This window comes from Mangrovihabitans endophyticus, from assembly GCF_014646155.1.
Classification (GTDB): Bacteria; Actinomycetota; Actinomycetes; order Mycobacteriales; family Micromonosporaceae; genus Actinoplanes; species Actinoplanes endophyticus.
Genome location: NZ_BMMX01000006.1, coordinates 167,749 through 180,816, shown reverse-complemented (window position 1 = coordinate 180,816; position 13,068 = coordinate 167,749). Strand labels below are relative to the sequence as shown.

Annotated in this window: 13 protein-coding genes and 1 pseudogene; 4 read left to right on the top strand and 10 right to left on the bottom strand. The window is 71.1% G+C overall.

The genetic code is table 11. The features are described 5' to 3' along the window. Positions 1-3 precede the first annotated feature (3 nt). From rdgB to IEY73_RS10840, 4 genes are all read right to left on the bottom strand, one after another. Positions 4-624: an RdgB/HAM1 family non-canonical purine NTP pyrophosphatase gene (rdgB, locus tag IEY73_RS10855; protein WP_189079006.1), complete on the bottom strand. Its 621-nt coding sequence runs from the start codon at positions 622-624 to the stop codon at positions 4-6. Next, positions 621-1,349 carry a ribonuclease PH gene (rph, locus tag IEY73_RS10850; RefSeq protein WP_189079005.1) on the bottom strand — a complete coding sequence of 243 codons (729 nt, stop codon included), beginning with the start codon at positions 1,347-1,349 and terminating at the stop codon, positions 621-623. Before rph ends, rdgB begins: the two co-directional genes overlap by 4 nt. A gap of 84 nt (positions 1,350-1,433) precedes the next feature. Then, the gene (locus tag IEY73_RS10845; RefSeq protein WP_189079004.1) at positions 1,434-2,636 is read right to left on the bottom strand and encodes a glycosyltransferase; all 1,203 of its coding nucleotides are present in this window, start codon (positions 2,634-2,636) and stop codon (positions 1,434-1,436) included. A 34-nt stretch (positions 2,637-2,670) separates the two neighbouring features. Beyond that, on the bottom strand, positions 2,671-3,417 hold the full coding sequence (locus IEY73_RS10840; protein ID WP_189079003.1) for an MBL fold metallo-hydrolase: 747 nt from the start codon (positions 3,415-3,417) through the stop codon (positions 2,671-2,673). Between the two features lie 265 nt (positions 3,418-3,682). Between IEY73_RS10840 and IEY73_RS10835 the strand changes: the two genes are divergently transcribed. Next, positions 3,683-4,075: a hypothetical protein gene (locus IEY73_RS10835; protein WP_189079002.1), complete on the top strand. Its 393-nt coding sequence runs from the start codon at positions 3,683-3,685 to the stop codon at positions 4,073-4,075. Positions 4,076-4,151: 76 nt separating this feature from the next. On the opposite strand, the gene IEY73_RS10830 is transcribed toward IEY73_RS10835, so the two are convergent. From IEY73_RS10830 to clpS, 5 genes and pseudogenes are all read right to left on the bottom strand, one after another. Further along, the gene (locus tag IEY73_RS10830) at positions 4,152-5,117 is read right to left on the bottom strand and encodes a PLP-dependent cysteine synthase family protein (RefSeq protein WP_189079001.1); all 966 of its coding nucleotides are present in this window, start codon (positions 5,115-5,117) and stop codon (positions 4,152-4,154) included. Positions 5,118-5,123: 6 nt separating this feature from the next. After that, positions 5,124-5,462, bottom strand: a complete 339-nt coding sequence (locus tag IEY73_RS10825) for a MoaD/ThiS family protein (RefSeq protein WP_189079000.1) — start codon at positions 5,460-5,462, stop codon at positions 5,124-5,126. 55 nt (positions 5,463-5,517) lie between these two features. Beyond that, positions 5,518-6,008: pseudogene (locus IEY73_RS10820) on the bottom strand (M67 family metallopeptidase). A 73-nt stretch (positions 6,009-6,081) separates the two neighbouring features. Continuing rightward, positions 6,082-6,585 carry a DUF2017 domain-containing protein gene (locus tag IEY73_RS10815; RefSeq protein WP_189078998.1) on the bottom strand — a complete coding sequence of 168 codons (504 nt, stop codon included), beginning with the start codon at positions 6,583-6,585 and terminating at the stop codon, positions 6,082-6,084. Positions 6,586-6,604: 19 nt separating this feature from the next. Further along, on the bottom strand, positions 6,605-6,895 hold the full coding sequence (gene clpS, locus IEY73_RS10810; RefSeq protein WP_189078997.1) for an ATP-dependent Clp protease adapter ClpS: 291 nt from the start codon (positions 6,893-6,895) through the stop codon (positions 6,605-6,607). A gap of 318 nt (positions 6,896-7,213) precedes the next feature. Here clpS and IEY73_RS10805 point away from each other — a divergent pair, with 318 nt between their 5' ends. From IEY73_RS10805 to IEY73_RS10795, 3 genes are read left to right on the top strand one after another with little or no spacing between them, the layout of a single operon-like run. Next, positions 7,214-9,820 carry a helix-turn-helix transcriptional regulator gene (locus tag IEY73_RS10805; protein ID WP_189078996.1) on the top strand — a complete coding sequence of 869 codons (2,607 nt, stop codon included), beginning with the start codon at positions 7,214-7,216 and terminating at the stop codon, positions 9,818-9,820. 10 nt (positions 9,821-9,830) lie between these two features. Beyond that, complete coding sequence (locus IEY73_RS10800) at positions 9,831-11,117, top strand: nicotinate phosphoribosyltransferase (RefSeq protein WP_189078995.1); 1,287 nt, start codon at positions 9,831-9,833, stop codon at positions 11,115-11,117. Between the two features lie 11 nt (positions 11,118-11,128). Further along, positions 11,129-11,710, top strand: coding sequence for an isochorismatase family protein (locus tag IEY73_RS10795; protein WP_189078994.1), 582 nt, complete (start codon positions 11,129-11,131; stop codon positions 11,708-11,710). A 1-nt stretch (position 11,711) separates the two neighbouring features. Here IEY73_RS10795 and IEY73_RS10790 read toward each other — a convergent pair whose 3' ends face one another. Next, the gene (locus tag IEY73_RS10790; protein ID WP_189078993.1) at positions 11,712-12,998 is read right to left on the bottom strand and encodes an MFS transporter; all 1,287 of its coding nucleotides are present in this window, start codon (positions 12,996-12,998) and stop codon (positions 11,712-11,714) included. Positions 12,999-13,068: the final 70 nt, after the last annotated feature.

The window sequence follows — 13,068 nt, the reverse complement described above, 5'->3', positions numbered from 1 at the left end:
CGGTCAGGCGCGCAGTTCCTTGGCCACCACCCGGGACAGGTTCCGGAAGGCCTTGCCGCGGTGGCTTATCGCGTCCTTTTCCGCCGGGGCGAGCTCGGCGTTGGTCCGGTCCTGGCCGTCGCCCAGGAAGATCGGGTCGTAGCCGAAGCCGCCGTCGCCGCGCCCGGCGCGCAGGAGGCGACCCGGCTGTCGCCCCTCCACCAGGTGTTCCCGGCCGTTGGGCAGCACCAGCGCCGCCGCGCACACGAACGCCGCGCCGCGCAGCTCGTCCGGCACGTCGGCGATCTGGGCCAGCACCAGTTCCAGGTTCGCCCGGTCGTCGCCGTGCCGGCCGCACCATCGGGCGCTGAACACACCCGGCATGCCGGACAGCGCATCCACGGCCAGACCGGAGTCGTCGGCCACCGTCGGCAGCCCGGTCCGCTCCACGCCGGCACGGGCCTTGATCAGCGCATTCTCACCGAATGTCAGCCCGGTCTCCGGCACCTCCGGGTAATCGACCACCGAGTCGATACCGCGAAGCGTGACTTCGCTGGCACCCAGCGCAACATCGAGGATGCGCTGCAACTCGACAAGCTTCTTCTTATTCGCGGTCGCGACCAGCAGCGGCGACCCCCCGGTCACGGCGTCAGCGCCTTGCGCTGCGCCTCGGCCAGCTCCGCGCACCCGGCCACGGCCAGGTCCAGCAGCGAGTCGAGCTGTTCCCGCCGGAACACGTTGGCCTCGCCGGTGCCCTGCACCTCGACGAAATCGCCGTCGCCCGTGCAGACGACGTTCATGTCGACCTCGGCGGCCACGTCCTCCAGGTACATCAGGTCGAGGCGCGGCTCGCCGTCGATCACCCCGACGCTGACCGCCTGGATCGAACGGTGCATCACCTTGTCCACCTTGCCGGCCAGCGTCTTGCGCCCGGCCAGCCAGGTCACGGCATCGTGCAGCGCCACGTAGGCGCCGGTGATGGCGGCGGTGCGGGTGCCGCCGTCGGCCTGCAGCACGTCGCAGTCGAGCACGATCGAGTTCTCGCCCAGCGCCTTGAGGTCGATGCAGGCACGCAGGCTGCGCCCGATCAGACGGGAGATCTCCTGAGTGCGGCCACCGACCCGGCCCTTGACGCTCTCCCGGTCACCGCGGGTGTTGGTGGCGCGGGGCAACATCGCGTATTCCGCGGTGACCCACCCCAACCCGGAACCCTTGCGCCAGCGGGGCACACCCTCGGTGACGCTGGCGGTGCACAGCACCCTCGTGTCGCCGAACTCCACGAGCACCGACCCCTCGGGATGGATGCTCCAGCCACGGCTGAGGCTGACGGGTCGCAGTTGGCCGGGCGCGCGGCCGTCGGGGCGTGCCATGCGGACCACCCTATGACAGGGCACACGGCGCGAACCGCGCCGGGGGCGGGTGCGTCCGGCGAGCCGCCGGCGCCGGCGGTGCGATCAGGCCGGGTCAGCGCCGCGGGAGGCCCAGGCTCCGGCCGCGGCGGGCACCGCCGGGCGCAGCGCGGCCTGCCGGGGCGCGGCGGGCACCCGGGAGTCCGGCGCCGTAACGCCGTGCGCCCGCAGGAACCCGGCCACCGCCTGCGGCCAGCCGAACAGTTCGGCGCGGGCCCGCGCCGACGCGCGGCGCTCCTGCTCCGGGCGGTCCATGAGCCGCCGGACACCCTCGGCGAAGGCGTCCGCCGTGCCGCGGACCGCGACGCCGGCGTCGCCGACCACCTCGGGCAGCGCGCTCGCCGCGTTGACCACCACCGGGGTGCCGCAGGCCAGGGCCTCCAGGGCGGCCAGCCCGAACGTCTCCACCGGCCCCGGCGCGACCATCACGTCGGCGCTGGCCAGCAACGCGGCGACCGCCGAGCGCTCGGCGATGTGGCCGGCGAAACGCACCGGCAGCCGGGCGGCCCGATAGGCCAGCGCGGTGCGACGCGACCCGTCACCGGCCACCGCCAGCACCGCCGGCGCCCTGGTCCCCCGCAGCGCGGCGAGGGTGTCCACGGCCAGCTCCGGACGCTTGTCCGCGGACAGCCGGCTGCAGTAGACGACGAGCAGTTCGTCGGGGCGCGCATAGCGGGCACGCACCGCCGCGTCGGCGGCGCTCGGGTGGAACTCGTCCAGGTCGACGCCGAGCGGGACCTCGACCAGGTTGGGCACGCCCAGGCGGCGGAACTCCGCGGCGGCGTACGCGGTGGTGCACACGATCTGGTCGTACGCCTCGGCGGTGTAGCGGTTGAGACGGTCCGCCAGGCGCGTGCGGGCCGGCATGCCCCAGACACCCATCAGGCCGGCCAGACTCTCGTGGGAGACCATCATCGAGCCGACGCCCCGCTGGCGGGCCCACCGGCCGGTCCAGCGCAGGGTGGACCGGTCAGACACCTCGATGCGGTCCGGCTCCAGCTCGTCCAGCAGGCGGGTCAGCTCCCGGCGGCCGGCGAGCACACGGTAGCCGCCGGTGCGGGGCAGCTTGGCACCCGGCAGCGTGATGACGCGGCCCTGGCTGGTCATCTCGTCGCTGCGCTGCCGACCCGGGATGATCAGCACCGACTGGTGGCCCGCCCGCTGGTAGCCCTCGCCGAGATTGCGCAGCGCCGTGCGGAGACCGCTGGAGCGGGCCGAGACGAAGTTCGCCAGTCGGACGATGCGCATAGCAGGCCACTCCAAATTTCCGGAGCCGGGGGGCTCAGAGATCGTAGCGGGAACCGGGGCGAACCACCTCCACCGGTCCCTCATATGCCGCACAAGCGGCCTCCACAGTAGAAGCCTCACTGACCCACGCCGGAACGAGGTGGGTCAGCAATAACTTGCCGACCTCTGCCTTGGTCGCCGCCTCACCTGCCTCCCCGCCGGTGAGATGCAGGTCAGGGGGGTTGTCCACGCCGTCCAGGTAGCTCGCTTCACAGAGGAAGAGGTCGGCGTTCTGGGCCAGGCGCAGCAGCGCCTCACAGGGCGCCGTGTCCGAGGAGTAGGCAAGCACTCGCCCACCGTGCTCGACGCGGACGCCGTACGTCTCGATGGGATGGTTGACCCTGTCGACGGTGACCGCGAAGGGGCCGATCGGGAACGTCCCCGGCTCAAGACCGTAGAACGTGTAGACGTCGTCGACCGGTTCCGCCTCGGAGCTGTAGGCCCCGGCGATCCGCTCGGCGGCACCCAGCGGCGCGTAAACCGGAACCGGCGGACGCGGTCCTGACGGATCGTAGCGACGGACCACCACGTACGCACAGGCGTCGAGCATGTGATCGCAATGCAGATGCGTGATCACGATCGCATCGACACTGTTGAGATCCGCGTAGCGCTGAAGTGCCGACAGCGACCCCGATCCGAAGTCGATGAGGAGCCGGAAACCCTGGGCTTCCACGAGGTAGGCAGAGCATGCCGACTCGGGGCCCGGGAAACTGCCGGCACAGCCGAGGACGGTCAGTCGCATGCAGGTCCCTCTGACTCACGCAGGGTCGGGACGGCTCGCCCGGCGCCTCCGGAAGACCGGCCCGTCAAGATCACATCAGACCAGCCAATCACGCAGCGAAGCGTACGCCGTGACCAGCGCACCCGGTAAATGTCTGATGGATTTGTCGCAAAATCGACAACGTACATCACACACTCCGTGACCTCGGCCTCTGTCTGCGCGTTACGCGCCGTGAGTCGCATGCGTTGCACAGCGTAAAGACCATCACGGATGCATGGGAGGCGCAGTGACAACCGAACTGGACTCACCCACCGGGGTACTTCCCTTCGGCTGGGAATCGACACACGGCACGCCGGAACCCGCCGCGGAGCAGAGCCTGTTCCGCTTTCCGGCGGTGCACGACCCGGCACCGGGCAACCGCCGGTTGCTGCTCATGTCGCTGCTCGCGAGCGCGCTCGGCATGGTGGCGGTCGGGGTGGGCCTGGTCGCCGCGGTGTCCACCATCGCCGGCCGACCGCCCGGCTGGTACGCCCCGGTGCTGGTGCTGGCCGGCCTGCTGAGCGTGGCGCTGGCGGTGGGTGGGTTTCTGTCCATCCACCGGCGGGCGCTGCCCTACGTACTGCTGCTTGCCGCGTCGGTGCCATTGGCCGCCGACGTGCTCATCGCGATCGCCTACTGACGAATCACCTCCGCGTCGCGACGGCTCGCCAACGCCCACACGAGCGCGCGGCCGTCGCGACGCGGTCCCGGACCCCTCAGGCCCAGAGCTGGCCTTCGAGCGCGTCCTCCGCCTCGGACAGGGTGCCGCCGTAGGCGCCGGTGGAGAGGTATTTCCAGCCCCCGTCGCAGATCACGAACGCCACGTCGGCGCGGCGGCCGGCCTTGACCGCCTCGTGCGCCACCGCGAGCGCCGCGTGCAGGATCGCGCCGCTGGAGAAGCCGGCGAAGATGCCCTCCACCTCGACCAACTGACGGGTGCGCAACACGGCATCGCGGGTGCCGACGGAGAACCGCCGGTTCAGCACCGAGGCGTCGTAGAGCTCGGGCACGTACCCCTCGTCGATGTTGCGCAGGCCGTAGACGAGCTCGCCGTAACGCGGCTCGGCGGCCACGATCTCGATGCCGTCGACCTTCTCGCGCAGGAAGCGGCCGGTGCCCATGAGCGTGCCGGTGGTGCCCAGCCCGGCCACGAAGTGGGTGATCGTGGGCAGGTCGTGAAGCAGCTCCGGACCGGTCGTCTGGTAGTGCGCCTGGGCGTTGGCCGTGTTGCCGTACTGGTAGAGCATCACCCAGTCGGGATGCTCGGAGGCGATCTGCTTGGCGGTGGCGACGGCCTGGTTCGACCCGCCCGCGGCCGGCGAGAAGATGATCTCCGCGCCGTACATCCGGAGGAGTTGGACGCGCTCGGCGGAGACGTTCTCCGGCATCACGCAGACCAGCCGGTAGCCGCGCAACTTCGCCACCATGGCCAGGGATATTCCAGTGTTTCCGCTGGTCGGTTCGAGGATGGTGTCCCCGGGGCGGAGGCGTCCGGCCTCCTCGGCCTGGCGCACCATGAACAACGCCGGCCGGTCCTTGATGCTGCCGGTCGGGTTGCGGTCCTCCAGTTTGGCCCACAGACGCACCGGCGGTGCCCCGTCGGGCACCGTCGGCGACAGGCGCGGCAGGCCCACCAGCGGTGTGCCGCCGCAGGCGTCCAGCAGGCTCTCATAGCGAGCCATCGTCGATTACCGCCCGGTGCGGGCCGCGGCGCGCTGTCCGGCGATCGCAGCCGCCGCCACGAAGCCGAGCGCGCCGCCGGCCACGGCCGGCAGGATCGTGATGGAGTCGCCGTCGGACAGCTTGGCGTCCAGTCCACCGAGGAACCGGATGTCCTCGTCGTTGACGTAGACATTGACGAAGCGGTGCAGACCGCCCTCGGCGGTGACCAGGCGGCCCTTCAGCCCGTTGTGCCGGGCGTCCAGGTCGTCGAGGAGACCGCCGAGCGTGTCACCGGAGCCTTCGACGACCTTGGCGCCGCCGGTGTAAGAGCGCAGGATGGTAGGAATGCGAACTTCGATAGCCATGGAAGATGATGCTCCTATTGTCGTTCTCTGGACAGGCCGGGCTGCGAGCGATCGCTCAGCGACACTCGTAGAAGACCGACACCGGGCTCTGCCCAAACATGTACGACTGCACGGGACTCACCATCATGCGTCAACCGTCGCATCCACGATGTTGACCTCTTCCTCGGTCACCACGCCGTCCACGATACGGAACGAACGGATTTCCTCGGAATCCGGTTCACGGGTCGACACCAGCAGATAATGCGCGCCGGGCTCACCGGCGAACGACACGTCGGTGCGGGACGGGTACGCCTCCGTCGCGGTGTGCGAGTGGTAGATCACCACCGGCTCCTCGTCGTTGTCGTCCATCTCGCGCCAGACGCGCAAATGCTCCATCGAGTCGAACTCGTAGAAGGTCATCGACCGGGCCGCGTTCTCCATCCGGATGTGCCGCGCCGGCAGGTCCCGGCCGATCGGCCCGGCGACGACACCACAGGCCTCGTCGGGGTGGTCCCGGCGGGCGTGGGCGACGATCGCATCGATGATCGCGCTGTCGATGGTCAGCACACGCACCACCCTACCGTGACCCGTCGGGCACACCGAGGTGTCGGTGCCCACACGCCGATCCGGCAGACTCCCGTCAACGCCGGGTGATCAACGCGTTCAGCAGGGATTCCTGCAGATATCCGAGGTACGCATAGACGGAGAGCTGGAAGACCCGGCTGGACGCGGGATCGTGCACCGCCGCGTCGTCCAGTTCGGCGCCGAGATCGGTGTCGGCGCGAATGTCGAGCCGGGTGCCCATGGCCAGCCGCGCGTCGTTGATGGCGCGCAACCAGGCCTCCGCCGTCTCGGCGTCGAGCCGGACCTCGCTGGGGCCGTCACCATCCGGCAGCGCGGCCAGAATCGCGCCCGCCTGGTCGATCTTCCCGGTCTTCAGTTCGCCCTCGGTGTAGAGCCGGAAGTCGGCGGAGTCGGCGGGCATCTCCGGATAGATGTCCGGGAAGAGCCGGTCCACCACCGGGTCGCCGTGCTCGAAACCGTCGGTCAGCAGACCGATCACCTCGCCGGCGACTTTGCGCAGCACACGCACCTCGTCCACGGCGAACGTCGCCACGCAGACCTGACCGCTGCGTCGGAACATGCTGTTACCCACCCGCCAGTCACGCTCTGTCGACAGTTGCCCACAGGCCGTAGCCGTGAAGCTGGTTGGCGTCCATCTCCATGCGCTCTCGCGTACCGATGGAGACGACCGCTTTGCCCTTGTTGTGCACTTCCATCATGAGCTGCTCGGCCTTGTCGTAGCTGTAGCCGAACAACTTCTGAAACACCCAGGTGACGTACGACATCAGGTTCACCGGATCGTCCCAGACGATCGTCACCCACTGGCGTTCGCCAAGCGGAACCTCCTCGATCTCCGGCATCTCGACGGGAGCGACCTGAGGTAACGCCATGGCCCCTATCGTGCCACGCGGCCGGGGCGGGCGTCCCGACCCGCCGACGGCAGCCGCTCCGGGCTGCGACTTCTCGCCCGGTCGCGGATGCGCGGGCGGCCCCCGCTTCGCCGGCCACGGCGCCGCTCGGGCGGCGCCGGGCGCCCGGATCCGCCCCGCCAGGCGGATCCGGGCACGTTCGCCGGTATGGCGACCGTACGATCCGTCGCGGGGGCACCGACACCCACCGGGCTACTCAGCACCACCGGAAGACCTACTCATTGTCATTATCGGTACAGCCAGTGACACCAGCATGACGGATCTCGATATGCTGCTTCGGTGGGACTTTGGGTCTTCGTGGGACGCGACGACGAAAAGTCCCGGCTGACCAGCGCCGTAACCGGTCCCGGCCGCGGCCTCGTCCTCAGCGGCACCGCCGGGCTCGGCAAGAGCCGGCTCCTGCAGGAAGTCGTCGCTGCCCTCCCGAGCTGCCAATACGCGGTGCATGTGGCCACCGCCACCCTCGCCAGCTCGGGCCTGCCGTTCGGCGGCGTCGCGCAAATGCTGCCACCCGGCCAACCCACCGGGCTGTCCCCCGCCGGACTGCTGCGCTGGGCCGTCGACACCCTCCACGCCGAAGCCGGCGAGCGGCCCCTCGTGCTCGCCGTCGACGATCTCCATCTGCTGGACCCGCCCTCCGCCGCCCTGGTGCATCTGCTGGTCCGCGAGGGTGCCACGCTGCTCGGCACGGTACGCACCGCCGAACGGGTGCCGTCGCCCTTGATGTCGCTGTGGACCGAAGGGCTGGTCCGGCACGCCGAGTTGCGTCCGCTGACGGCCGGGGAGAGCGCGGAACTGCTCGCCGCGATGCTGGGCGGTCCGGTGCATGCCGGCTCGGCCGATCGGCTCGTGCGGTTGGCCGGCGGGAATCCCCTGCTGCTGCGCGAACTGGTGATGGCAGCGGCCGACGGCTCAGAGATGACCGAGTCGTACGGCGTCTGGCGCTGGACCGGCAGGCTGTGCCTGGCGCCCAGCCTGGCCGACCTGGTGGACACCCGGATCGGCACGCTGACCCCGGGCGTGCGGCAAGTGCTGGAGCTGGTCGCGTTCGGCGAACCGATCGGCCTCAGCGCGCTGCTGGACGCGACCGACGCCGACGATGTCGAGGCCGCCGAGGAACGCGGGCTGATCACCGTGCTGGACGACGGTCGGCGGCGCAACGTGCACCTGGGCCACCCGCTGTACGGCGAGGTGGTCCGCCGCGGATGCCCGCGCACCCGCGGTCGGCGCCTGCTCGCAACGCTCGCGGACATGGTCGACGGCACCGGCGCCCGGCGCCGCGGCGACCTGCTCCGCACCGCGGTGTGGCGGATCGACTCGGGCACCCGGATGGACGGTGGCCGGCTGCTCGACGCGGCGGCGCAGGCCTTCGCCCGCTTCGACCTCGAACTCGCGCAACGCCTGGGCGAGGCGGCCGGCGACGCCGGGGCCGGATACCCGGCTTCCGAACTTGTCGCCACCGCGCTGCTCTTCGCCGACCAGCCGGAGCGCGCCGTGGCCGTGCTGGACGCCGCCGAGACCCGCCAGGCCGCCGGCGCGCGGCTGCGCACCGCGCACGCCTCGGTCGCGTTCTGGGGGCTGGGCCGCACCGACGCGCCGGACCGGCTCGGCGCCGTCGCCGCCGACGACCCGGGCGACGGCGCCCGGATGACCGCCGTGGAAGCGCTGATGCGGCTGCAGATGCGCCAGTTGACCCCGGCCCGCGCCGGGGCCACGCGGGCGCTGACCGACCCGGCCGCGGACGCACCGACCCGCGACATCGCCCGCTGCGTGCTCGCCTTCCTCGCCGCCACCGGAGGCGACCCGGCCACCGCCACCGACCTGATCGCGGACGTCACCACGAACACCTCCGCGTGGCGCTGGGACGCTCCGGCGCTCGGATTCGCGCTGCCCATCGCGCTCGGCACGCGCGTCAGCATCACCTACGACCTGGACGGCATCGACGAGATCCTGGCTGCCGAGTTCGCCGGCCTGGCGCATACCGGCGGATTCGGCGTCGGCGCCGGATGGATCTCCCTCCTCCAGGCACACGCCGCCTGGCTGCGGGGGCGCACCGGCGAGGCGTTGCAGGCCACCAACCAGGCGTGCGCGGCGTTGAGTGCGAACCGGCTGTACGACGGCAACGCCCACGCGGCGCGGGCCAACGCCGCCGCCATTCGTGGTGACATCGATCTGGCCCACGAGTCGATGGCGGTCGCCGACGGGGCCGACGCGAGCTGCGCTGGCCTGTACTACCCGTGGCGTTCTCAGGCCCGGGTGTGGACCGCGGCGTGCGCCGGCGACGTGCCCACCGCGATCCGCCATCTCCTTGAGTTGATCATCCGGCTGCGCACGGATGGCTTCCACGGACACGAGCTGCTGGCCCTGTACGACTTGACCCGTCTCGGCCGGCCGGAACTGGCCGCCGCCCGGATGAGCACCTTGCTGGCCGGCACGCCCGGCACCCGGATGACGGCGATGATGCTGCGGCACACCCGAGCCGCCGCCGATGGTTGCGGCGAGCAGTTGCTCGCGGTGTCCCGCGAGCTGCAGGCGCACGGATACATGGTCTTCGCGGCGGAGGCCGCGGCGGTCGCCGCCCGCACCTTCCGCGCCGCCCGGGATCCGCAGGCGCTGGCCGCCAGCACGCTGCTCGGCGACATCCTGGCGCGCTGCGACACCATGCGCACCCCCGCGCTGCGGACCGTCGGCCCGTCGCTGACCAGCCGGGAACGCCAGGTGGCCGAGCTGGCGGCGGACGGTGCCAAGAGCAAGGAAATCGCGGACGCGCTCTACCTATCGCCGCGCACGGTGGAGAACCATCTGCAGCGGGTCTACGGCAAGCTGGGCGTGAACCGGCGGGGTGAGCTGGCACCGGCGCTGCGATCGCTGCCGAAGCTTCAATAAAGTTGAGGGCGTGACGGATTACGCCCCCGCGATGCTGACCGACCAGTACGAGCTGACCATGATCAACGCAGCGCTCAAGGACGGCACGGCCGGTCGCCGCTGCGTGTTCGAGGTGTTCGCCCGACGACTGCCGATCGGCCGACGGTACGGCGTCGTGGCCGGCACCGGCCGCCTCATCGAGCTGATCCGGGGCTTCCGCTTCAGCGGCCGGGACATCGACTTCTTGCGTGCGGCCGAAGTCGTCGACCGGACCACCGCCGACTGGCTGGCGGACTACCGCTTCACCGGCGACGTCGACGGGTACGCCGAGGGTGAACTGTTCTTCCCCGGTTCTCCGCTGCTCACCGTGTCCGGGAGCTTCGCCGAGTGCGTCCTGTTGGAGACGCTGGTGTTGTCCGTGCTGAACCACGACAGCGCGGTGGCGGCGGGTGCTGCTCGCATGGTGACCGCGGCACGCGGGCGTCCGATCATCGAGATGGGCTCCCGCCGCACCCACGAGCGGTCCGCCGTCGCCGCGGCGCGGGCGGCCTACCTGGCCGGCTTCGCCTCCACGTCCAATCTGGCCGCGGGCGCCGCGTACGGGATTCCGACCACCGGCACGTCGGCGCACGCCTTCACGCTGTTGCACGACGACGAGCCGGCCGCGTTCGCCTCCCAGGTCGACGCGCTCGGCAAGAACACCACCTTGCTGGTGGACACCTACGACATCGGACAGGGCATCCGCAACGCGATCGCGGTGGCCGGCCCCGATCTGCGGGCGATCCGCATCGACTCGGGCGACCTGTCGGTGCTCGCGCAGCACTCCCGCGAGCTGCTGGACTCGCTCGGCGCCACGGAAACCAAGATCATTGTGTCCGGCGACATGGACGAGCACTCGATCGCCGCGCTCGCCGCCGAGCCGGTGGACCTCTACGGCGCCGGTACGGCCGTGGTCACCGGCTCCGGAGCGCCGACCGCCGGTCTGGTCTACAAGCTCGTGGAGGTGGACGGGCGCCCGGTGGTCAAGCGCTCGGAGCACAAGGCGACGGTCGGTGGCCGCAAGACCGCGGTCCGGCGGCACAAGCCGACGGGCACCGCCATCGAGGAGATCATCGTGTCCCAGGGCGTGCCGGACCACCAGGCCAACGACCGGCTGTTGCAGCGCTCGTTCGTCGCCGGCGGTGAGACCGTCGAGCAGCCCACGCTGGCGGACTCCCGGGAGCACCTGCGCCAGTGCCTCATCTCCATCCCGTGGGAGGGGCTGAAGCTCTCCGCTGGCGACCCGGCGATTCCGGTCACCTTCATCACCAACATCTAGGAGTCCGTACGATGTCCCGCGCTCTGATCATCGTCGACGTGCAGAACGACTTCTGCGAAGGCGGCTCGCTGGCCGTGGCCGGCGGCGCCGCGGTGGCCGCCGGCATCTCACTGGTGCTGGACAAGGCCGGTGACCGATGGGACCACGTGGTGGCCACCAAGGACTACCACATCGACCCCGGCGGCCACTTCAGCGATCATCCCGACTTCGTGGAGTCGTGGCCCGCCCACTGCGTGGTGGGCACCGACGGTGCCGAGTTCCATCCGGAACTGGTCACCCACCGGATCGAGGACGTCTTCCACAAGGGTCGGCACTCCGCCGCGTACTCCGGTTTCGAAGGCAGCACGGAGTCCGGCGTGCGGCTGGCGGACTGGCTGCGGGAGCGCGGCGTGACCGAGGTCGAGATGGTCGGCATCGCCACCGACCACTGCGTGCGCGCCACCGCGCTGGACGCGGTGGCGGCCGGTTTCGGCACCACCGTCCTGCTGGAGCTGACCGCTGGCGTCTCCGCGGCCACCACCGAGGCCGCCCTGCGCGAGTTCCGCACGGCGTCGGTGGCGACCACCGGCGAACCGATCGTCGCGCCGAGCTGACTCAGCGCGCCGGCTCGGCGCCCGCGGACGGCTCGGCCTCCGCGGCTAGCACAGCGCCCGCGGCCGGCACAGCCGTGTCCAGTCGGATCATCCGCTGCGCGGCGGCGGCCCGCCGCTCGTCCGCGCGGCGGCGCAGCTCGGTCGGCAGCACCGCCAGCGCGACAAGCATGCCCAGGCCGCCGACGGCGGCAAATCCCCACGGCGGGGACAGCGCGTCCATCGCCGCACCGGCCACTGGTGCGCCGAGCGCCACACCGACGGTCAGCGACGAATTGTGCAGGCCCATCGCTTCGCCGCGCGCCGCCGCCGGAGCAAGACGGCTCACCACGTCCGCCGTTGCCGTGATGGTCGGCGCGCACAGCGCCCCGGCCGGGATCATCAGCACGGCGAGCAGCCACCACTGATGCCCGCCGAGACCGACCGGCACGGTCACCACCGCCATCGACGCGAGCAGCGTCAGCGGCGACAGGCTGCGGTTCCCTGTCCCGTAGGCGAAACCGCCGAGCATCGAATAGGCCGCCCAGACCGCGTAGACCAGGCCGGTCCACTCGACCTGGCCGGTTCCCCGCAGGTTGCCGATGATGGCCACGTCGGTGCCGCTGAGCACCACCGTGGAGGCCATGGTGACCGCGAGCACGGCGACGAACCGAGGCGTCACCCAGCTACGACGCGGCACCCGGGCGGCCACTGACGTCGGCTCCTCGCCGCGGCCCCGAATCGGCGGGTCGAGCCAGAAGAGACCAATGCCGGAGATCAGGATGCCGGCTCCCAGCGCGAACATCGCGGGACGCCCGCCGACCGTGGTGGCGACCACGACGCCCAGCGCCGGCCCGGTCATGAACGAGATCTCCGTGGCGATCGAATCCAGCGAGAAGGCGGCCCGCCGGTGAGACTCCGGGGCGAGCGCCGCGATGGACTGCCGGGCCACCGCGAAGGCGGGCAGCGTGACGATGCCGCCGACCAGTGCGGCGAGCAGCACCGCCCAGTACGGCATGGCCTGCGCGCTGGTCCAGAAGGTGACCTCGCCCACCGTGGTGAGCACCAGGACCGGCCGCAGACCACGGCCGTCCATCAAACGCCCCATGATCGGCGCGCCGAGAGAACTGCCGATGGTGAAGGCGGCGGTGGCCAGACCGGCGAGGCCGTATCCGCGATGCAGGTCCTGCACCACGTGCAGGGTGATGACCACCGGCCCCGCCGCGATCGGGATGCGCGCCAGCGTCGCCACCACCAGCAGCGAACGGATGCCGCGCAGGGCGAGCGTCTCCTTGTAAGGCGTGAGTGTCATTGCGGTCCTAACCTCCGCCCGCCATCCTGCGCCACGGGTACGACACTTGGCCAAGGCATTTAGGGGTGAC

Coding starts and splice junctions, on each gene's coding strand:
- rph (WP_189079005.1), bottom strand. CDS start 1,349: ATGGCACGCCCCGACGGCCGCGCGCCCGGCCAACTGCGACCCGTCAGC.
- IEY73_RS10845 (WP_189079004.1), bottom strand. CDS start 2,636: ATGCGCATCGTCCGACTGGCGAACTTCGTCTCGGCCCGCTCCAGCGGT.
- IEY73_RS10840 (WP_189079003.1), bottom strand. CDS start 3,417: ATGCGACTGACCGTCCTCGGCTGTGCCGGCAGTTTCCCGGGCCCCGAG.
- IEY73_RS10830 (WP_189079001.1), bottom strand. CDS start 5,117: ATGGCTCGCTATGAGAGCCTGCTGGACGCCTGCGGCGGCACACCGCTG.
- IEY73_RS10825 (WP_189079000.1), bottom strand. CDS start 5,462: ATGGCTATCGAAGTTCGCATTCCTACCATCCTGCGCTCTTACACCGGC.
- IEY73_RS10815 (WP_189078998.1), bottom strand. CDS start 6,585: ATGTTCCGACGCAGCGGTCAGGTCTGCGTGGCGACGTTCGCCGTGGAC.
- clpS (WP_189078997.1), bottom strand. CDS start 6,895: ATGGCGTTACCTCAGGTCGCTCCCGTCGAGATGCCGGAGATCGAGGAG.
- IEY73_RS10795 (WP_189078994.1), top strand. CDS start 11,129: ATGTCCCGCGCTCTGATCATCGTCGACGTGCAGAACGACTTCTGCGAA.
- IEY73_RS10790 (WP_189078993.1), bottom strand. CDS start 12,998: ATGACACTCACGCCTTACAAGGAGACGCTCGCCCTGCGCGGCATCCGT.